This window comes from Enterococcus pingfangensis (genome assembly GCF_005405205.1).
Taxonomy (GTDB): Bacteria; Bacillota; Bacilli; order Lactobacillales; family Enterococcaceae; genus Enterococcus_A; species Enterococcus_A pingfangensis.
In genome coordinates this window covers 156423-176657 of the sequence record NZ_BJDP01000001.1, presented here as the reverse complement: position 1 = coordinate 176657, position 20235 = coordinate 156423, and the positions used below count along the sequence as shown (strand labels likewise).

General features: G+C 39.3%; 18 protein-coding genes and 2 pseudogenes. 3 read left to right on the top strand and 17 right to left on the bottom strand.

Going from position 1 to position 20235, the window contains the following annotated elements:
* Nucleotides 1-305 precede the first annotated feature (305 nt).
* The 6 genes from asnB to pbp4 form a co-directional block, all read right to left on the bottom strand.
* Complete coding sequence (gene asnB, locus FFM63_RS00800) at nt 306-2186, bottom strand: asparagine synthase (glutamine-hydrolyzing) (protein WP_137608444.1); 1881 nt, start codon at nt 2184-2186, stop codon at nt 306-308.
* A 216-nt stretch (nt 2187-2402) separates the two neighbouring features.
* Nucleotides 2403-3431, bottom strand: coding sequence for a hypothetical protein (locus FFM63_RS00795; protein WP_137608443.1), 1029 nt, complete (start codon nt 3429-3431; stop codon nt 2403-2405).
* Complete coding sequence (locus FFM63_RS00790) at nt 3432-4280, bottom strand: hypothetical protein (RefSeq protein ID WP_137608442.1); 849 nt, start codon at nt 4278-4280, stop codon at nt 3432-3434.
* 199 nt (nt 4281-4479) lie between these two features.
* The gene (locus tag FFM63_RS00785; RefSeq protein ID WP_137608441.1) at nt 4480-5511 is read right to left on the bottom strand and encodes a DUF1002 domain-containing protein; all 1032 of its coding nucleotides are present in this window, start codon (nt 5509-5511) and stop codon (nt 4480-4482) included.
* Between the two features lie 210 nt (nt 5512-5721).
* Entirely contained in the window at nt 5722-5904 is a 183-nt protein-coding gene (locus tag FFM63_RS00780; RefSeq protein ID WP_137608440.1) for a hypothetical protein, read from the bottom strand.
* A 55-nt stretch (nt 5905-5959) separates the two neighbouring features.
* A complete protein-coding gene (gene pbp4 / locus FFM63_RS00775) occupies nt 5960-7981 on the bottom strand; it encodes a penicillin-binding protein PBP4(5) (RefSeq protein ID WP_137608439.1) in 2022 nt (673 codons plus the stop codon).
* A 67-nt stretch (nt 7982-8048) separates the two neighbouring features.
* On the opposite strand from pbp4, the gene FFM63_RS00770 reads away from it, so the two are divergent.
* Nucleotides 8049-8588: a guanylate kinase gene (locus FFM63_RS00770; RefSeq protein ID WP_137608438.1), complete on the top strand. Its 540-nt coding sequence runs from the start codon at nt 8049-8051 to the stop codon at nt 8586-8588.
* On the opposite strand, the gene FFM63_RS00765 is transcribed toward FFM63_RS00770, so the two are convergent.
* The 6 genes from FFM63_RS00765 to FFM63_RS00740 form a co-directional block, all read right to left on the bottom strand.
* On the bottom strand, nt 8580-9260 hold the full coding sequence (locus FFM63_RS00765; RefSeq protein ID WP_246033264.1) for a GNAT family N-acetyltransferase: 681 nt from the start codon (nt 9258-9260) through the stop codon (nt 8580-8582). The two genes, FFM63_RS00770 and FFM63_RS00765, sit on opposite strands and share 9 nt — an antisense overlap.
* On the bottom strand, nt 9217-10128 hold the full coding sequence (locus tag FFM63_RS00760) for a sce7725 family protein (protein ID WP_137608436.1): 912 nt from the start codon (nt 10126-10128) through the stop codon (nt 9217-9219). The genes FFM63_RS00765 and FFM63_RS00760 overlap by 44 nt, the downstream gene beginning before the upstream one ends.
* 5 nt (nt 10129-10133) lie before the next feature.
* Nucleotides 10134-10820, bottom strand: a complete 687-nt coding sequence (locus FFM63_RS00755) for a hypothetical protein (RefSeq protein ID WP_137608435.1) — start codon at nt 10818-10820, stop codon at nt 10134-10136.
* Between the two features lie 74 nt (nt 10821-10894).
* Nucleotides 10895-12217 (bottom strand): dihydrolipoyl dehydrogenase family protein, encoded by a 1323-nt coding sequence (locus FFM63_RS00750; RefSeq protein ID WP_137608434.1) that lies wholly within the window; start codon nt 12215-12217, stop codon nt 10895-10897.
* Nucleotides 12218-12219: 2 nt separating this feature from the next.
* Nucleotides 12220-13173 (bottom strand): ABC transporter ATP-binding protein, encoded by a 954-nt coding sequence (locus FFM63_RS00745; protein WP_137608433.1) that lies wholly within the window; start codon nt 13171-13173, stop codon nt 12220-12222.
* Nucleotides 13174-14709 carry an ABC transporter permease/substrate-binding protein gene (locus FFM63_RS00740; RefSeq protein WP_137608432.1) on the bottom strand — a complete coding sequence of 512 codons (1536 nt, stop codon included), beginning with the start codon at nt 14707-14709 and terminating at the stop codon, nt 13174-13176.
* A 115-nt stretch (nt 14710-14824) separates the two neighbouring features.
* Here FFM63_RS00740 and FFM63_RS00735 point away from each other — a divergent pair, with 115 nt between their 5' ends.
* Complete coding sequence (locus tag FFM63_RS00735; protein ID WP_137608431.1) at nt 14825-15388, top strand: hypothetical protein; 564 nt, start codon at nt 14825-14827, stop codon at nt 15386-15388.
* Nucleotides 15389-15881: 493 nt separating this feature from the next.
* On the opposite strand, the pseudogene FFM63_RS09970 reads toward FFM63_RS00735, so the two are convergent.
* Together FFM63_RS09970 and FFM63_RS00725 are read right to left on the bottom strand one after the other, a co-directional pair.
* A pseudogene (locus FFM63_RS09970) lies at nt 15882-16019 on the bottom strand (glycine zipper domain-containing protein); the annotation flags it as partial.
* A 215-nt stretch (nt 16020-16234) separates the two neighbouring features.
* Entirely contained in the window at nt 16235-17131 is an 897-nt protein-coding gene (locus FFM63_RS00725; protein WP_137608430.1) for a ketopantoate reductase family protein, read from the bottom strand.
* A 141-nt stretch (nt 17132-17272) separates the two neighbouring features.
* Here FFM63_RS00725 and FFM63_RS00720 point away from each other — a divergent pair, with 141 nt between their 5' ends.
* Nucleotides 17273-17824, top strand: a complete 552-nt coding sequence (locus tag FFM63_RS00720; protein WP_137608429.1) for a TetR/AcrR family transcriptional regulator — start codon at nt 17273-17275, stop codon at nt 17822-17824.
* Between the two features lie 149 nt (nt 17825-17973).
* Here FFM63_RS00720 and FFM63_RS00715 read toward each other — a convergent pair whose 3' ends face one another.
* The 3 genes and pseudogenes from FFM63_RS00715 to FFM63_RS09840 all read right to left on the bottom strand — a co-directional run.
* Nucleotides 17974-18315 carry a metal-sulfur cluster assembly factor gene (locus FFM63_RS00715; RefSeq protein ID WP_137608428.1) on the bottom strand — a complete coding sequence of 114 codons (342 nt, stop codon included), beginning with the start codon at nt 18313-18315 and terminating at the stop codon, nt 17974-17976.
* A 192-nt stretch (nt 18316-18507) separates the two neighbouring features.
* Nucleotides 18508-19554: a D-alanine--(R)-lactate ligase gene (vanA, locus tag FFM63_RS00710; RefSeq protein WP_137608427.1), complete on the bottom strand. Its 1047-nt coding sequence runs from the start codon at nt 19552-19554 to the stop codon at nt 18508-18510.
* 38 nt (nt 19555-19592) lie between these two features.
* A pseudogene (locus FFM63_RS09840) lies at nt 19593-20168 on the bottom strand (M15 family metallopeptidase); the annotation flags it as partial.
* Between the last annotated feature and the right edge of the window lie 67 nt (nt 20169-20235).

The following is a 20235-nucleotide window of genomic DNA, read 5'->3' as shown; positions in this document are numbered from 1 at the left end:
TCAGTACGCATATTTTTTCTGAACAGCCTGTCAGAGATATTGTTACCTTAGACTGACACCTCAGAAAAGCATATCGACAAAAAAAGCTGTGAAGATTCCTCTTCACAGCTCGAATAGACTTATTCATCAGCTTTGATAGGTATCTAATTTGGCATGCGAAATAAACCTGTATTAACAGTTAGTTTTTTTCGCTATCAAGTTACTCCAAATTAAATAACTACACTCACAAAGCACACCTCAAAATTTTTGTTAAGTTTCCTAAATAATAGTCTAACGTGGTATTTTACGTTTGTCAATTATTATCCTTACGCGATTGCGGTCGGAACTGGTTTTACTCCTTCATTGATGAAGTATACTTGATACCAAGTCAAGAAAGTGTAAATTGTCCAAATTTTACGACGACCATCAGCCGTTCCCGAAAAGTTATCGTCTAATAATTTAACGATTTTTTCTTGATCGAAGAACTCTTTGACAAATTCTTGCGTAAACAAGTCACGAACAAGTTGGTAATATTTTTCTTCGCGCAACCAATCTTTAATCGGTACTGGGAAACCAAGTTTTTCACGATTATACCATTCTTCCGGTAAGTGGCGAGCTGCCGCTTGGCGGAAGGCATATTTCGTGTTTTCAGCATTGATCAAATATTTTGTTGGGACGACTTCTGAAACCTTCATCAGCTCTTTGTCTAATAGCGGCACCCGAACTTCTAATGAGCTGGCCATTGACAATTTATCAGCTTTCAATAAAATATCTTTTGGCATCCATTGGTGCATATCCAAATATTGCATTTTTTTGATTTCAGACATATCTTGGACTTTTTCATAATGAACGTCGACGATTTCTTTGATCGTTGGACTTTGTTGGTACTCAGGCTGCAAGTAATCAACCGCTTCAGCTTCTTCAAAAACTTTGGCTTGTCCGATAAAGAATTCTTCAGCTGGTGCCAATGAAGTATATAAATGTAAAGCACCTTTGAATGATTTTCCTTTAAGACCTTTTGCAATCGAGTAGCGCATGCCTTTAGGTAATTTTTTTAATCCTTCTGCGACGACTTTAACGGCTTTAGATTTCGTATTCATCCCATAAGCTTGGTATCCAGCAAACAACTCGTCTGCCCCTTCGCCGCTCAAAGCGACCCGAACGTCTCGACTAGCAAGTTCAGCTAAGAAATATAGTGGCACGCAAGACGGATTTGAATCGGGTTCATCTAAGTGATACTGGATCAATGGGAAATATTCAAACGCTTCATCTCCAGTAACTACCCGCGAAGTATTATTTAAGTCAATTAAATCAGCTAATTTTTTCGCTTCGATCGATTCATTGTACGAATTGTCGCCAAATCCGATCGAATAAGAATGTTCTGGACGTAAAACAGCTGTTACATAGCTTGAATCCACACCAGATGATAAGAATGAACCGACTTCAACATCAGCGATCCGATGCGCTTCAATCGATTTCACTACAGTATCATCGATCAAATCGACGGTTTCTTCTAAGCTCAGGTTCGTTTCTTGTTCTTTTACATCCCAATATTGTTGGATGTCTAGTTTTCCATCTTTATAAAGGAAGTAATGGCCTTCTTTGATCCGGTAAACATTTTTGAAGAATGTTTCATCTAATGCTGAGTATTGGAAAGTCATATAAGGTTTCAACGCTTCTTTGTTCAATTCTTTAACAAAGTTTGGATGCTGCAAGAAGCTCTTGATTTCTGAACCATACATAAAGGTTCCGTTCATCAGTGCGTAATACAGCGGTTTGATCCCAAAGTGATCACGCGCACCAAATAATTCTTGTTTTTCTGTATCCCAGATTACAAAAGCAAACATCCCGCGAATTTTTTGTAATAGATCGATACCGTATTCTTCATACCCGTGCAGCAAGACTTCAGTATCGGCATGAGTTGTAAAAATATGACCTTTAGCGATCAAGTCTTCCCGAATACTTTGATAATTGTAGATTTCTCCATTAAAGGTAATGATTTTTGTGCCGTCTTCATTTCTGATCGGTTGAGTTCCGCCCTCAAGGTCAATGATACTTAGCCGGCGAAAACCTAATGCAGCACCTTCATCGATAAATTGTCCCGCACTATTTGGACCGCGGTGAACAATCGTATCCATCATATTTTTTACAATTTGTTCTTTTTGCGTTGTATTTGAACGGTCAATAAACCCTACTATTCCACACACAATCTCTACCCTCTTTCAAACATGGTAAATGATACTCTTTCATATCAACTTTCAAAGTATATCATAGGATTTGTGGACTTTCACGAGGGAACGTGATTTCCTATCAAAAAAGTGCGAAAGATTAATTTTTTTCAAAGAGAACTTTTGGATCGAGTCAGCAGAAAGTCTAAGTAAGTAACAAACAAGCTGTACCAAATGCTGGCACAGCTTGTTTTATTAATGTTCGTCAGTGATCGTCAATGGAACCAAAAACGGGTAGCTGCCAAAGAATTCGATCAGCGATTTATTTTTACGATCGGTATCGAGTTTCAAACTGCTGTTTTGATCGACCGTTTTGATCGTCACCGTCTGATTGTCATTCAAAGCGATCAAATAACTGTTTTGATCAATCTTTTTAAAGTCGTACTCTTCGTTCTCCATCGCCGTGATGAAAATTTTATCCAGCACATCTATTGGGGTTTTATGATGAAGATCAACGGATAAATCTAACGGTTTGCTGTTGTCTAATAAGTTATCAGCAAATTCAAATCCCAATTCCTTCATATGAGCCATCACATCGTTCATTTCACGGCTGAACATCGAGTTTTGACCGCTGGTGTAGATATGTTTGTTGTAACAATCCTTCAATAAAGTTAAGACCGCATCATTGAAGACAGTGACTTTCATCGTCTCAGGAGCGACTTCCATCAACTTGATCTTGCTACTACGGAATTTTCCGTCAGAAGTCGGCATCATAAAGCTGAAAAGGATCTCATTTGCACTTGTCAATCGATAAGACAAATTGAAATGCTTGCTTTCCCAAGTTGAAAATTCATTGGTTGAAAGGTACAACTCTTGATTTTGTAACGGTTTGATCAATTCAAAAGTGAAATATTCTAACAGTGCGCCTTTGGCAATAGCCGAGACAGTCAATTCTTCGGTTAAAAAGATCTGTTTGAAATAATCTAACAACGCAGGAAAATCGGATTCCATCAAGACTTTTCTAAATTTCAGATCAGCGATCTCTTTTTCGGCATCCGCGATCAAAAGCAGCAGATCTTGATAGTTTTCTTCCCGATTGTCATAGTAATTCAACGAAGAATCACTGACTGGTTTTGTCGATGGGGTCGCTTTGAGTGTTTCGTTTGATTCATCGGCAGTATCTTCAGGGTGAAGAATTTCTTTTTCGTGAATATTCAAATTGGCTTCTTCAGTATCGACCAACGCATCATAAATCTGATTGATTTTATTTTTTTCTTCCGCCATTTATTCCGCCCCCTTGGATAAGAAATCTTTAATGAAATTCGCAAGCGCGGCATCCATCTCTTCCAAACCGCCGAAACGTTTTTTGATCAAGCGCAGCTCTTTTAAGGCGATCGCTTGTTCTAACGATAGACTGTCGATTTTATTGGCCAATTCAATCTTCTGCGATTCGCTGGATAATTGATCTTCCGCAAATGGCGCCCATTCATTTCGTTGTTGTTTCAAGTCTTTCAACTCACGATTGATGACATCAATCTCTTCTTCGACCTTCTTCCGATTCATGAAGCTTTTGGTTTCTTCCAACTCCGCTTTAAGTTTTTCTTGCTGAGCAATCTTTTCATCCAGCGCTTGCAATTCAGATTGTGCAGCAATCGACTTTGCATCAAAATCATCTTGCTGATTCTCTAGCTCGGTCAATTGTTTTTTGTATTCACCTTTTAATGTGTTTTCCCACTGTAGACGGATTTCAGGCAAAATTGCTATCGTCGGTTGCGTCGCATCGACTTGTAAAACTGCACGATCGCGATAATAGCTGCCGATTTGATAATTCATCAAGATCGGTGAAACGACTTCTTGCATGATCATAAATGGGAACGTCCGTTGAATCTCTTGATCCAATTTACTTGTCAAGAAATTATCCATCTCATGGTTTGTATTGCTGGATTGTTGGATTGAAGCAGGCAGTTCATGCCAATAGATTTGGTAAACATCGCCCATATGTTCAGCTTTCATTGCCTCTTCCAATCGCTTGATCTGCCCTAGCAACCCGCCTAACACACCGGAAGCCGATTCCTTTACTGAATCAAATGATGTTTCAGTTTGAAGTTCTTCCTTTTTTTCTGGAGTCTCCATCTAAGACCCTCCTTTATTTGATTAATTATTTATTCCAATCATTTTATTCAATTCAATTAGAAATATAGTGAATTCCCTAGTTTAAATTGAAGCTCACTCCTCTATTTTACCCTAGCACAGCAATAATGATAAGCATAAACTATCAAAGTAAATAAAAAAAGATCGTGTCAAGCTCACCCTCTAACACGATCTTCTTCTGTTATTTAGTTAATCCGCTAAAGAAATCTTTGATCTGCTGCCATAAGCTAGCAAAAAATCCTTGGTTTTCTTCTAACGTTCCTTTAAGCGAGTCGCCAAATTTACCAAGTTGATCCGATAATTTATTGACGGTTCCTTTGAAGTCATCGCTGATCTTATCTAATTGTTCGATAGATTCTTTGTCTAATACCCCATCTGTCGTTTGGTATTGTTGTGCCAAAGTGATCAGTTTATTGATATCATCTTTTGTGACGTATTGAGCCAAATTATTCTTTTCCAAGGCATCATTGACGATTTTTTCAACATCTTCTTTTGTCGCCAATTCTCCTTGCTGTTCTTTAAGCTCAGCTAAATCTTTTTTTATGTCTACTAACGCTTGATTCAATTGCGCTTTATATGCTTCGTCAGCTTTTTCTTTCTCACTATCAGACAAGTCTTGATTTTGACTTTGTTCATTCGCATTGTCAACGACTGATTGCGCGACATCTGAAGTCGTATCTAATTCCGTTTGCGCCAGTTGTGCGCGTTCAGGATCCACCGTCTCCCCGTTTGCTTCGAAAGCTTTATACACCCCGGTCAAAGCACTTTCTCCGGTTACTTTCACCACACTGGCAACTTTAACGGTCGCGTCAGTGATCCCGGCAGTAACTAACGGATTTTTATATTGATCGGCTGTGATCTGAGTGATATTTTGCGGTGTCAAGATCTCAACGTTGATCCCTTTGCCTTGATCTTCGCGGTTTACGACTACTGAGCTGAGCATGACACTGTCATCACCGCTGCCATAACCTAAATATTTTACAAGATCCGCTCCTGTTGCTTGTTCCATTTTGACAGTATCTTGACTGATCTCTAATGTATCCATCGTTTCAGTCAACTGCTGCTGACTCAATCCAGCCCCGGCTACAAAAGTCGGCTTCCCCCAACGTTCGTTGATCGCATCATCAGCTGCTCGAGCATTTGTTTGACCAATCAACCCAGCGCTAATAAAAAGACTTGCACCGGCCAATAGAATATATTTGTGAAGTTTCATTAGAATGCCTCCTGTATCTCTTGATATATGTATTTTAACTCATTTAGCTTTTTTTACTTACTCATAGATCAATTCTTTAAACAATTATTTAGTAAACTAAGAATCTCTTAATTACTTTTTCAGCCTTAGGACGGAGGAAAAATTCAACCTGTTATGCTTTGAGACTAGTTAAAGGAGGCTACGACATTTTGCCGCAGCCTCCTTTATTAATTATTTTTCTTTAGTAGTAAAATGGATCTTAGCTTGGTCATCGCGTTCCAAGTAAGTTGTTTCTTTTAAATAGCTGAAATGCAGTTCAGCAATGCTAGGATCCTCTAACATTTTTTCGTAACCTTCAAAAATTGCGCGAATGTATTGCTTATAAGCTTGTTTTTTTCGTTGTCGCTTGTTCATAAGACACCGTCCTTCTTGGATATCTTACCAAGCATCCGCTTTTCAGACAAGCATTTTATTGATAGGTCTGATTCAAATAAGTTAATAGCGTTTCAGAAAGATCTGTAGCAGAAGTTCCTTCAGGTTTATTTTCAAGAAATTCAACCACTGAATAATTTTGTTTGTCTGAATCAAACGCGTATAAGAAACTATTCTCTTGCCCTTTTTCATCTTGAGTCTGTTTGATTTCCGCTGTCCCCGTTTTAGCTGCCAATGGAATATTCAGTGCAGCTAAGCTGTGAGCTGTTCCGTTTTCATCGCTGACGACTGACTGCATGTCTTCGGTGATAGTTTCAGCCGAGCTAGCTTTGATCACTTCTTTTTTATCCGTTGTTTTTTGATCAGCGATCAATTTCGGATAAACCAGTGTCCCATTATTAGGAAAAACTGAATAAGCAGTAATCTGCTGGATCGGATTCAATAATAATTGACCTTGTCCATAGCCGGTATCGGCTAATAAGATCTCTGAATCAAAGCTGTCATTCGTAGAAATTTGAGCAGGATCCATCGCAATCGGCAGATCTAAGTCTTGCTCAAAAATAAATTTATCCAAGCCGGCACGGAATGTTTTTTCACCCATTTTTAAAGTCTCTTGCGCCATATAGATATTATCTGAATAAACCAACGCTGTTTTTAAATTGACTGGATTGGCTTCTGAAACACGCGTGACTTGATAAGAACCCCACGAACTGTCCTTTTGCCACTTCAATCCGTCAATAGCCAATTCTTCACTAGGATCCAGCGTTCCTGCATCCAGGCCAATTGCCGCAGTGATTGTTTTAAAGGTTGAACCTGGTGCGTAACCTGTAGCAAAGCGACTCATGAAAGGTTGGTTCTCATCATTGCTGTAGGCGTCATAGTCTGTTTGACTGATACCGTTGGTCATTTTATTCGGATCAAAACTTGGCGAGCTGGCAGCAACTAAGAGATCACCGGTTTTTGGTGCCATTACGACACTTGCGCCAGATTGATCACCTAGACCGTCATATGCAATTTGTTGCGCACGACTGTCAATCGTTAATTTGATCGTTGTACCATCTTTTTTTGCGACTTTTTGCAAGACTTTTTTCTCATTGCCTTTACTATCTGTAATTGCTAATGAGCCCCCGTCTTTTCCGCGCAACTGTTCATCTAGTGCCATTTCTAAGCCGCTACGGCCAATCAAGCTATCACTAGCAAGTTTGTCATTTTTCTTGATATCTTCAGCAGTGACTTTCCCAACATAACCGATGAGTTGCGCCGCCGCTTCTTTCAAAGGATAGGTCCGACCAGTTGTTTCTCTAGTTTCTAAACCTTCTGCAAGTTCTGTCGGTGCATCTGCTGTTGTTGTTAACGGTACAAATACATTATCCTGTACCCAGCTTTGAGCTAATGTCGCTTCCACTTCATCAACAGTAAGAGCTAGACTTTCAGCGATTGCTGTGATTTTTGCCGTTCGATCTTCTGTACCAAGATTTTCTGGGACGACACCTATTTGATAGACAGTCCCGTTTGCAGCGATTTTTTGATCATTACGGTCCAATAGTTCGCCGCGTACAGCTGAATCCACTGAATAATTGACTTTGTCTTTTCCAGACATTCCAGGGAAAATCAAATTTGGCTTCCAATTGATCGATTGTCCGTCATCGCTCAACGTACCGGAATATTTTTGATTTTTTAATTTGCCAAAACCGGTATTGATTGCCAGCTCATAAGAAAACTGATAATTGCCGGCCTTTTTATCAACAGCCAGATTCTTCAGCTTAATATTTGAAGCACTAATCCCGGAAAAAATCGATTGATATTTTTCGGCGACTTGTTTTTTTGTGTATCCGCTTTTTTTGAGCGAGCTGGCAGTTAGATTTTTGGTCGTATCTTGATAGTTGCCTTTTTGCAGGCTCTTAACAAAGGCAGTTACAGTTTTTTCGCCTTGTTGTTTCACTTGACTTGCTTGATACGCTCGAATGCTGAAAAATCCAACGATGAGCAGAATGATGATCCCGCCGATAGCAATCGGCAGCCTCTTGTTTTGTTTCGTATTGCGTGTACTTCTTTCCATTATAGGATTCCTCCCTAGCATCTTTCGTCCTCGTTCTTTATACTATTAAAAAAGGACGTGTAAAAATATGAATCATTGCTATTTATTCATCGGACCAAGCGGCTCAGGCAAAACTAGTTTGGCTGAGAGAGCTTTTTCTTCCAAACAAAAGATTATTTCTTATACAACCCGTGCTCCTCGTAAAGGAGAAAAACATGGAACTGACTACTATTTTGTGTCAAAAAAAGAATTTGAGCAGATGATAAAAGAAGATCAGTTTGCTGAATACGATACGTATGACGAACAATTTTATGGGGTTGCCAAAGCTACACTGCAAAGCGCTTTAACTGTTGGTGACTGTTATGATCCAATCACTACCACAGGCTTCATTAACTTGCACCGCCTCTTTGGCGAACAAATGGTTCCGATCTGGATCAATATTTCCAAAGAAACGATTATTGATCGCCTTGGAAAACGTAACGCTGGCGAGGTAGCAAGGCGCTCAGCAATTTTTCAACAAGATCAGGAAAACTTGGCTCGTTTGAGAAAATTCCCCAATTTGATTGAGATCAACGGAGAAACTTCGTTAGACGATATGCTGGCTCAACTGCAGCAAGCCTTAAATTAGCTGAAATGCTTTACGCTCCCCATGCTCAAATGGGAAATAAATCATTCCGCAATAAGTAAATCCGAGCTTTTCTATCAAATGAAGCATGGGCTGGTTCGCAGGATACGTATCGATCCGAATATCTTTATAGCCTAATTTTTTTGCTTGATCGATTGCAAGACTCAACAAATGGTTTCCTAAGCCGGTGCTGCGATGAGTTTGGCTGATTGCAGCGTGATGCAATGCGACATAAGGACCCGTCCCTTGCCATTTTCCTTCGATTGCTTCGTAACTAGGATCTTTTTCAGTAATCAATGCAATCGTGCCAATAATTTCACCTTTTAAAGTCAGCACATAGTTGGCTTTTTTGCTTATGTCCTCACGAATCACTGCTTCATGAGGCTCGTGACCGTTTTGCCATTGCGGTGAGCCTTGTCCTTTTAAGTATTGCTTAGCTTCATTAATAATAATACCGATTACCGGGATATCTTCTAAAGTACTTAGTCGAAAATCAAATTCAGCATCTTTTGGATCACTCGTTTTTGCTTGATCACCGAAAGATAAAATTGCTTCAGCGTCTTCTTTACCGATAATCCCGCCTAAGAGCTCTCCCATTTGTTTTGCTTGTCTAATAATAAAATCTTCGTCTTCATAGCCCATTGTTTTGCCATCCTCTCTGCCAATGATCCCCATGCTCCAAAAAAGCTCCGATCAATTCTAAATGGTGCGCTAACGACCACTTCTTGATCGTTCCGAGACCAGGAAATTTTTGTGTTGCTTGATATTGCAACAGTTCTGCTAAACCAAGTGTCAGCAGCAGCTGATCTTGATTTCGTGAATACCAGACCGATAATTTTTCCAATGCTTCAAAAAATTTTCCTTTTTGATCTTGCGCATTTTCATTGCTGTCAGATACAAAATGTTTGATTCGTAAATTAAGATAGGCGTCAAAGTAGCTAATATGCAGGGCGATTGCTCGGCTCGGACCGCCCTTGTCAAAATACTGACTACCATCGATCGCATAGTCACTAAATCCAATTAAATCCGTTCCTAGATAAAGGTGTTCGTCGCTATAAAAATCATCCGCTTTTTCTCCATAATCCGCAACATTTTTTTGAGCTTGGAAGGCTTCTCTGAGTAAAATTTTATTTGCGATTTCCAAAATTCTAAATCTTCCTTGATCCGGGATGATCGAAAGGGCGCCTTGCGGGATAGCTAATTGTTTGGCTTTTCGTGGAGAAGTTGCATTAAATAAATAAAGCTCCGCATCAAATGGATTTTCTTTTGTTACGATCTCCGCTTTTTTTACTGTCGAAGTTTCACTTAGTTGCCATTCAAACCGTTTCTCAGCAAAAAGCTTTGCTGTTCCAACTTGTGGATTCGTCACTAAGTAGCAAGTGAACGCATTTTTATCAAATGATTCGAGCGTCTTTTTTAACGTCGCTGAATCACGGACTGGTTCGATGACGGGCATGATTTTAGAAGACCAGCGTTGTTCATTGATCAAAGTATTAATCGCTAATAGATCGAATTGTTTTCCGCGCAAATATGGGTAATACATAGAAATCACTCCAATGGTTCAGTCGGCCTTCGTCGGACCTGTCTTTGTCGTAAAAATTCATAATCTTGCTCTAGTGCTCGCAGTTCTTCTTCTAAACTTTCGATTCGGGCGGACTGGACATCTTCGATAAATCGCTGATAATAATTATCCGCTTGCAAGCTGTCTTTTTCTGCTAAACGCCGCCGTAATTCCTTATACAGCTGTTCGGTCGAGAAGAAACTAGTTCCGTAAGACATTCGTTTGGCTTTTTGCACCTCTCGAAACAACGAGGCCATAAAGCGCTGAGTCAGTGCAGCCTCTTCTACCTGTAACGGGCGCTTCAACGGTTTTTTTGCGATGAAAAACGTTCCCTCTGCCGGTAAATCTTCGACCTGTTGGTATGGACGGTACACTAAGACTCCGATCTCACTAGGAATATCATCTTGAACTTTTTTGTATAACTCTTCGGTCAAAACAAAATAATCGTAATGACCGATAAAGGACAGTTTGGCTTTTGAATAAAAATCTGCTTTTGTGACTTTCAACTCATAACAGCGCCATTCAGTTTCTGCATTCGGCTTAAAAAAACAAGCTAGCGTATCAACGATACCTTGATCCTCTGGCATGGTAACTTCTTCGACGACGATTCCGCCGAGTTCAATGCAATAATAGTACAAAGCTTTTTCAATTTCTTGGGTTAAAGTTGTTTTCATAATCTCACCATGGGAACGTATTTTCGTAAACTTTAGCATATCTGCATTAAAAAAAACAGAGGGTCTCCTCTGTTTTAAACAAAATATGAAAGATCGCTGGCAGGACTTGGATAGGCAAAGATATATTTTTCTACCTCTTCATGTGTCATTTGCTTCGTCAAAACAATCAAGAGATAATTGATGACTTCATCGGCTACTTGGCTTAAGCAAGTAATCGCAACGATCGTGTCCGCTTCATCATAGACAAACTTGATCTTAGCCCCTTGATCATTGATCCGACGATACGTATACCAACTAGAAAGATCGATTGTCTGAGCGTGGTATTTCGCTGGATGAGCTGCAAGTTCTCTCTCACTTAATCCAATTCTGGCTAAGCGCTGGTCGCCAAAAACAATCGTCGGGATCAATGGGTAGTCAATTGCAGCAGTCTCGCCATTGAGGACCTTAGCGACATAACTCGCCTCAAATCCAGCGACTGGTGTGAGTTTCGACTGAGTCTTTGCTAACACATCCCCGCAAGCAAAAATATTTCGCTGTGTCGTCCGTAACTGCTCGTCTACTTTGATGCCTTTTTTATCGTAGGCAACGCCGGCGTCTTCTAAATTCAACTCTTCAATATTCGGGATACGTCCCGTTGCTCCGATCACCATATCTGCACTCAATTCAAATGCTTCACCAATAATTCGATACTGCTCCAGGCGTTCAACGGCTTTTGTGTCTACATTAAAATGAAATTGGATGCCGGCTGATTTCATATGATTGACTAAAGCCGTCACCAATTCTTGATCAAATTCTTTTAATGGGCGCTCATTGTGATGAATAATATGGACTTCTGACCCAGCAGCATTTGCGATCATAGCTAATTCAAAAGCGATGTACCCAGCTCCGATAAAAGCGATTTTTTCAGGCAAATGCTCCAACTCTAAGAAATCTGTACTGCTTTGCAGCAAATCTTGGCCATCGATTGGCAGGACTGCGGGGCGTTGACCGGTCGCAATCAAAAATTGATCAGCGGCTAATGTTTCTTGGTCAACGGTAATATGGTTGGCATCGATAAAGCTGGCCTGACCATAGAATGAATCGATCCTCGCCGCGGCTAAACCCTTTTTCGTGTTTTCAGGCACAGCATCCGTATAGCTCTGTTTAAAAGCCATCAGCTCTTCCCAAATGATCTCTGGCGTTTGTTCGAAACCTTTGCCGACCATTGTTTCGATGCGTTTTTTAGCCTCTACTCCGCTCAACAACATCTTTTTAGGATCACAGCCGCGGTTTGGACACGTTCCGCCCCATAAATCTGACTCGACAATTGCTACTTTTTTCCCCAGCTCTTTCAAACTGTACGCAGCAGAATTTCCAGCTGGTCCGCTGCCGATCACGATCACATCATATTTTTCCATCATTAACCCTCCCGACTTAAATAACTGAACACATCGCTTCGATCGATTTTTCCGACTACTTTCCCTGCTCGTTCGATCGTAAACGCTTCTTGTTTGGTCAATAGTTCAAAAACATCGCTTAAACTTGTATCGATCGTTAGACCTACTAGTTTAGAATCAGCAATCTCAGCATTTTGATAAAAACCACCATTATATAGTGCTTCAAGCGTCTGTGTATAAACTTCGTCCGTCGTTTCATCAAAGAATTCTTCAACAAATTGATTGGCAGGATGTTTTTGGATCTCTTCTGGCGTATCACATTGAATCAATTTGCCCTCATGCATCACCGCGATCCGACTGCCGATCTTCATGGCTTCTTTCATATTGTGCGTTACGAAGATAATCGTATTGCCTAATTTTTGATGCAGTTTTAACACGAGGTCTTGCAAACTTGCTCGCGAAATCGGATCAAGTGCGCTGAACGGTTCATCCATCAAGACGATATCAGGCTCTGATGCCAGCGCCCGGATGATCCCAATTCTTTGTTGCTGCCCTCCGGATAATTCGCTGGGCATTCGATCACGAAACTGTTCTGGTTCCATATCAACCTCTTTCAATAATTCATCGACCCGCTTTTTCCGCTGTTCCTTGTTCCAGCCAAGCATATCGGGGATGACTTCGATATTTTCTTTCACACTCATTGTTGGAAACAATGCGATCTGCTGCAGAACATAGCCAATCTGCCAACGTAGTTTTTGGATATTATAATCTTTGATGCGTTTTTCTTTAAAATAAAGATTGCCATCGGTAGGTTCGATCAATCCATTGATCATTTTCAGTGAGGTCGTCTTTCCACTGCCTGAAGGTCCCACTAAAACGAAAATCTCCCCTTTTTTAACCGACAAATTCAAATCTTTTAAGACAACATTGCCTTCGAACTCTTTCGTGACCTCTTTAAATTCAATAATCGATTCCATCTATTTCTCCTCCCCAATGATATTTTCCTTCACTAAGAAGTCATGGGCGACTTTTGCCGGTTGTTCCTTTTTCACGTTGACAAGATAATTCATCTCAACCATTTGTTCCTCCGTGATTTTACCAGCTAACCGATTCAATGCTTTGACAATTTTAGGATGTTCATCCGCAAATTCTTGTTTCATTAAAGGCGCGCCCTGATATGGCGGAAAGAGCTGCTGATCGTCTTCTAATGTCACTAAATCATATTGTTTGATCTCGCTATCTGTGGAGTAGGCATCGATCACATCCACATCGCCATTGTTGATGGCTTGATAACGTAGCGCCGGTTCCATGCTTTGGACTGAGCTTAGATTTACGCCATACAGATCTTGAATCCCGCGATAGCCATCTTGGCGGTCGATAAATTCTAAAGTGAACCCAGCCTTCAACTGTCCTTGCTGAGCACGCAGCTCTGAGATTTTTGTGATTCCGCGTTTTTCAGCTTCACTTTTCTTCATCGCTAAGGCATACGTATTTTCATAAGCCATCGGTTCTAATAAATGAATATCAAACTGGTCAGCCAGTAATTTATTTGCTTCACGATACGTTTTTTCGGGTGAGAGATCGTCAGGTGTATTTTCCGGTACCTTCACTAAGCTTTCTAAAACTGTTCCTGTAAACTCAGGATAAATGTCGATCTGGTCGCTCTTTACAGCACTAAATAAGAAACTAGTCTTTCCAAAATTGGGTTTTAACTCCACTGTAATCGAAGGATCTTCCTCTTTGATTACTTCTTTATACATATTGATCAAGATATCAGGTTCTGAGCCAAGTTTTCCGGCAATCGTTATGGTTTCATGACCGATCGGATTACTCTGAGCAAAGAAGATTCCGCCGATACTTACGGAAATAACACCTAATGTAATCAGAATCACTTTTCCGCTCCGATTTTGTAAGAAACGAATCAATGTGCTGAAAATAATTGCCAACAAAGCTGAACTAATCGCACCGATCAATGTCAAATTCGGATCGTTTCGATCAATCCCCAGCAGAATAAAGGTTCCTAGTCCACCAGCACCGATCAAAGCAGCCAAGGTTGCAGTCCCAATGATCAAGACCAATGCAGTCCGAATCCCGGAAATAATTACAGGCATAGCCATCGGCAGCTCAACACGTACCAATTTGTGCATTCGCGACATTCCAAATGCGTCCGCCGCCTCTTCAATGGATGGATCGATTTCTGCTAAACCGATATATGTGTTTTGAAAAATCGGTAATAATGCATACACGACTAATGCAATCAATGCCGGGACTGTTCCTATCCCTACAAAAGGAATCAACAATCCTAGTAAAGCTAATGAAGGAATCGTCTGCAAAATACTAGTTATCTGCAAAACGACTTCCGCTGATTTTTTTCGTTGACTCAGCAAGATCGCCAACGGGATTGCAATCACAATGGCGATTAATAGTGCACTCAAAGAAATCGCTAAATGTTCAAAGATCGCCGATAAAAGCTCATCTTTTCTTTCACTAAACGTAGCTATCAATTCATTCATAAACTTTCCTTTCAAAATTATGACCTATTTTCAGTATAACTTAATCAAAATAGGAGGCAAAAGGATTGGCTTGTCAAAAAGTAGTATAATAGCAAAAAAAGAAAGCGGGAAAATAATGAAAACACTTGATGAACTGAAAAAAATCCAACGAACTACACAAGAGAAAACTTACTCTTATTTAAATTCGCATCATTATAATTGGTTTAAAGCGATCGATTTAAATTTATTGAACAGCGATGGTTTCACTAATTATTTCTTGCGGATCAAAAAAAATGAACCAACTGTTTTCGAAGCCTTACAAGAAAAAGTATTAGACGCAACAATCACTGCTTTTCAAAAAGAACTGTCAGATGCCGATAGCTTTGTCTTGTTGACGGCAACTTGGGCCAATGGGTTCATGCCGGAAAAAGCAATCGCTGCGATGCAAGATCTTGACCGGTATTTAACGAATTATACGCTTCAAAAAGATCCTTTGATTGGGATCAACCAAATGAATACAGACTTCAATCAAGTTTTACTGCAGCATCTGCCAAAAGTCCGACGCCAAGACTTACGCTTGATCTACCGACTGCTTGCTCTAAAAGAAACTTCTGCTAGTGAACGTCAAACAGAGCTTGCATCACTCAATGAACCGACTAGGATCAGAACTGTTGCTTTATTAGATTTTTTTATCAAATGATTGGTTTTAACAACTTGAATGATCTGACTCTATGATCTGCTTAAAAAAGCTAGAAAAGCTTTTTGACTAAGCTGATAAGTATTTCAAAATCCCATTTTATTGTGCAAAAAACACTCCAAGGTCTGAAGGTTCATCGACTTTGGAGTGTTTTATTAATTAATTTTTAAAGTATCGGAATATAGATATCCGTTAAGCTTTATCTTTTAGTTTTTTTGGTGGCTCGATTATGTACATTTCAAAAGAAACCGCATCTCTTGTTAAAAATTCTATGAAAATGAAATTTAGATAAATTAGCAATTTTAGCTAAATCTTTCAACGTTACCGGCACTTTTAGATTTTCTCGATATAATCTTCGGTTTTATTCAGCAGACGAACTACTTGATTTGAGATTGATTCGTTTATTTTATCCATTTTGTCAGATCCTTATCAAAAATTAGTTGGCAGCCGACCTTTCATCAAATAGCCCTCACTATGACTATGATCCATAGTTTGACTAATTCTTTGAACTGCTGTTACTAATTATAACTGCAACCACAAGACTCAGAGCAACACCTAAAGCAATTCTATCAAAGATTATTCCAAATACAGCATCGCTCGTTACTCCGATAGCAATTCCAGCACCCAAATTTTTCTTATCCTTTTTCGCTCTATCTTCTCCTCAAAAAATATTTCCCAGTAAGGTGTTAACTTCCTCAAGTCAATAGAAACTGATTCTTTTCATAAGTAACGATCAACTACTGAAAATGAGGAATTTATTTTGTTAAATAAGTTTAAGGGATTGGTTTGTTGAAATCATGAAAAGAAAGGTTTCGACGAATAAGCTCAACCGTTTTGATCGTCAGCTATTTAGTTTGATAGTTCAATGTTTTTTTGTTCAAGATACTTCACTAAATCTTTATTTAGTTTTGTGATCTCATTGCTGGCACCCACCGCATATTCGGGCAATTTCATTTCTCCAACCATCTTTGTTTTCAGCCATTTCGTAAAGAAGAAACGTAAGAATCTGTCTGGTATTTTCAGTATATTCCTTGACGAAGAGGGATTAATTATGATCCCTGCCTTTTGAATTGCACGTAAATATGATTTATAAGTAGTCACCATCTTTTGCGCAATTTCTTTATTGCTCATTTCATTATTAGAATATAAACTTCCCAACATTGCGATATCTGAAACAGCATGTGTTATCAAATAAGCATTCATAGCCTTATTTATTGTATACGGAAGTTTTGCCTCATTAAATAATTTCGCCAATTTTTCTATCCGATCGGTTATTACACCGTCTACTTCACCAAAATTAGTTGAAACCATAAATTTCGGCAGATAACGTGCGTTTAATATGCCGTCGTTCATCTGACCGCCAACACCAGAAAAACCAGGGATGAGTCGATCGCCTAAAATATTTTGCCAGTTTGAAAAACCTGCTGAATTGCTAATCAGTGTCACGACATTTGGAGTTTTATTCTCCTTGACTGCCCTCAACGCTGATTCAGCCTTATCATAACGAACAGCAACAAAAATAAAATCGTAGCTGTCGTTGTTCTCCAATTTGTCGATGACTTTTACTTTTATTGTTTGGATCCTACCTTTATTGTTGTAGCCCAACCCCTCTTTTTTTAATGACGCATATCGCTTTGATCGGGCAAATAAAGTGACATCTATTCCTGCTTCAATAAATTTTACTGCATAGGCGCTCCCAATCACTCCGGCGCCAAAAATTAAAACTCTGTTTTGTTTTGAAATCATGTGATTTTCTCCTTTTAAAATAAACCCTTGACTATCCAACAACGCGTTGTATGATGTAAATATAATTTTTCATGATTGTTTTATCAACCATCAATTTTTTATTATTTGTTGGATAATAACCTGAGTAAAAAGGAGTATGAAATGAATAAACAACCCGAATTAACGGAACAAACAAAGCAAAAATTTATGAACAGCTTTTGCGATCTATACAGTCGAAAATCTATTGAAAAAATTTCTATTCAAGAAATAGCAACTAAAGCTGGCTACAATCGCAGCACCTTTTATCAATATTTTACTGATATTTATGACCTGTTGGATGTTGTTGAAAATAGTCTCTTGAACGAGGTCCAGGCAAGTCTGGCTACTAAGCACGATTCCAATACTGAGATTCGTGATGCGTTACAGTGCATGGAAAGTGAAGAACATTTCACAGCTTTAAAAGCACTTCTAGGTGTTTATGGAAGTGGGCATTTCTTGGAAAGATTGAAAAAAGAAATTTCGTTTGATAAATTAAATTTTCCATTTCATGAGAATGCTGCCTTATCGCCCTATTTAGTTGAATTCTATCTAGCCACAGCTCTCTCATTATTTCGGCTGTGGCTTCAACGCGGCAAAGATTTACCTTCCGAAGAAGTATTCGCATTAATGGATAATTTATATAAAAGTGGCGTAAAACCCTATTTGGCTGAATAATCCCTTTTATTTTGAAAATAGACTATCTATTTATAATAAAAAACTCTTTTACCGACTTTTTAAAGTCAGTAAAAGAGTTTTTAATAACACTTTGTATAATTTCTAAAATTGGCACAGATTTACTAGAATCTCAGTTAAATCAATGAGTTTTAACGAATTCCTAAAGCAATCCGCGCATAGCGGCTCATTTTATCGGTCGTCCACGCTGGATACCAAACCAATTTCACTTCGACATTGGTTACTTCTGGAATTTCAGCTAGCGCTGACTGGATATTATCCGTTAAAATATCTGCTAGCGGACAACCCATGGTGGTCAAGGTCATCTTGATTACAGTATTTCCAGTTTGTTCAAATTCTACTTCATATATTAAGCCAAGATTCACGATATCGATTCCTAATTCCGGGTCAATCACTGACTCCAAAGCAGTCAAAATAGTTTCTTTGATTTCAGCTACTTCTGTATCGGTCCATTTTTGTGCGTTCTCTTCCACTTGATCCACTCCCTTTCGAGTTTCAAAAGTATTTTACTCTATCTACATGAATTTGTAAATGATAATTGGCTTTTGTAATCGGTTATTTCCAACGCGCACAACCCTATACGTCCTCTAGTGTCCCCACTGTCTTTTCGCTTTTAACTAAATTCTATCCCGCTTTTCTGACGACGAATTCGCTTTTTGCGCTTCTCATTTCAACGATGTTTTTTTAGCCAGTGCCAATGCGATACTAGTTTCTATCAATTGAGCGATAGAAAATCCAGCTGCTTTCATCATTCTAGGATAACGACTATACGAGGTGAATCCCGGCATAGTATTGACCTCATTAATGATCAAGCGTCCGTTGTCTGTTAAGAACAAATCGATTCGAGCCAATCCAGTACAGCCTAAACTTTTGTAGATATTTTTTGCCGTGGATTGTATTTCTCTTCGTTTCTCAATCGATAGTGCAGCTGGGACTGTAAAGAAAGAATTTTCTGACCCTTTTTCAGGATCTGTTTCTTGATGGATTTTGAAAAAGCCATTAATTAATGTGATTTGATCGACTTCTCCTGTAATCAATTGGGTTTGATTTCCTAATACCGCACAGCCTACCTCGATTCCTGAAACAGCTTCTTCGATCAGTATTTTGGAATCATATTTTCTAGCCGTTTCAATCGCCTGTGCTGCTTCTGTTGGTTGCTGAACTTTGGTTATGCCAAATGATGAGCCTGAACGCGCAGGTTTGATAAAAACCGGATAGTTGAGCTGATGCTCGTCGATCGTTTCCTCTTCCTCTAACACTATAAATTTTGGTGTGTGGAATCCCGCATGTTTAGTAACCAGATAAGTTAATGATTTATCCATACAAAGAACGGAACTTTGAATAGCACAACCGACATAAGGAATTCCCGATAATTCAAATAACCCTTGAATCACTCCGTCTTCTCCCGTTTTGCCATGCAAAACTGAAAAAACGACATCGATTTGAATCGTTTGATAACTGCGATCAGCTAAAACAATCAACCCATGAATTTGTTTGTCTGGTGATAAAAAAGCTGTAGGATAATTTGATTGTTCCCAGTTTGTTTCAGGAGAATCACACAGTTTCCAATGACCTGCTTTTGTAATACCGACAAAAATCGGCTGATAGTTCTCAGTATCGATTGAACCCGCGATCTCTTTTGCTGATTTGATCGATACGTCATGTTCTTCTGATTCTCCGCCGAATAAAATAGCGACTGCTAATTTTTTCATTTAAATCCCTCTTTCAATTTTTAATTGGTTATCGACTATTAGCGTGTGACATATTCTTCCAAACATAGACCTTGCTCAGAGATTTCCGTTGCTGCTTCAATTCCGACATAACGGTAGTGCCAAGGCTCGTTGATAACGCCGGTTATTGCGGTTTTGTTGACCGGATAACGATTGATAAAGCCAAACTTATGGGCATTTTGTTTTAACCAGTTATAAACTTCAGTGGAAGAAGAATGCAATTTATCCTCGTTGATATCTATTGAAATCCCTAGTTGGTGCTCACTTGTTCCAGGGATCGCTACCCATTGCTCGGCTTTTTCTTTTGCTTGTTTTTTAGAATAGCCCTCAGCTAAATACGCTGCCTTTTTTTCATCCAGTAATTTTTGTTGTTCTTCGGCACTGCGATAACCAGAGACAATAACCGGATAAACACCGGATTTTCTAGCAGCATCAAACATTTCTTGCAATGGTGCATAAATTCTTTGATCGATCATTTGACCATTTGAGAGCTTTTCAAGTGTCACCTCATAATCTTCAGGGATCGGATTTGCTTGATTGACTAATAAAAGCTCCCAGCCTTGATCCTGCTCACTATTCTCTGTTTGTGCTTCAGCAGTAAAAGCTAGAAATGAATCCTGCTGAAAAATCTGGTCAAATGAACGATAAAGCCCCACCGACAGC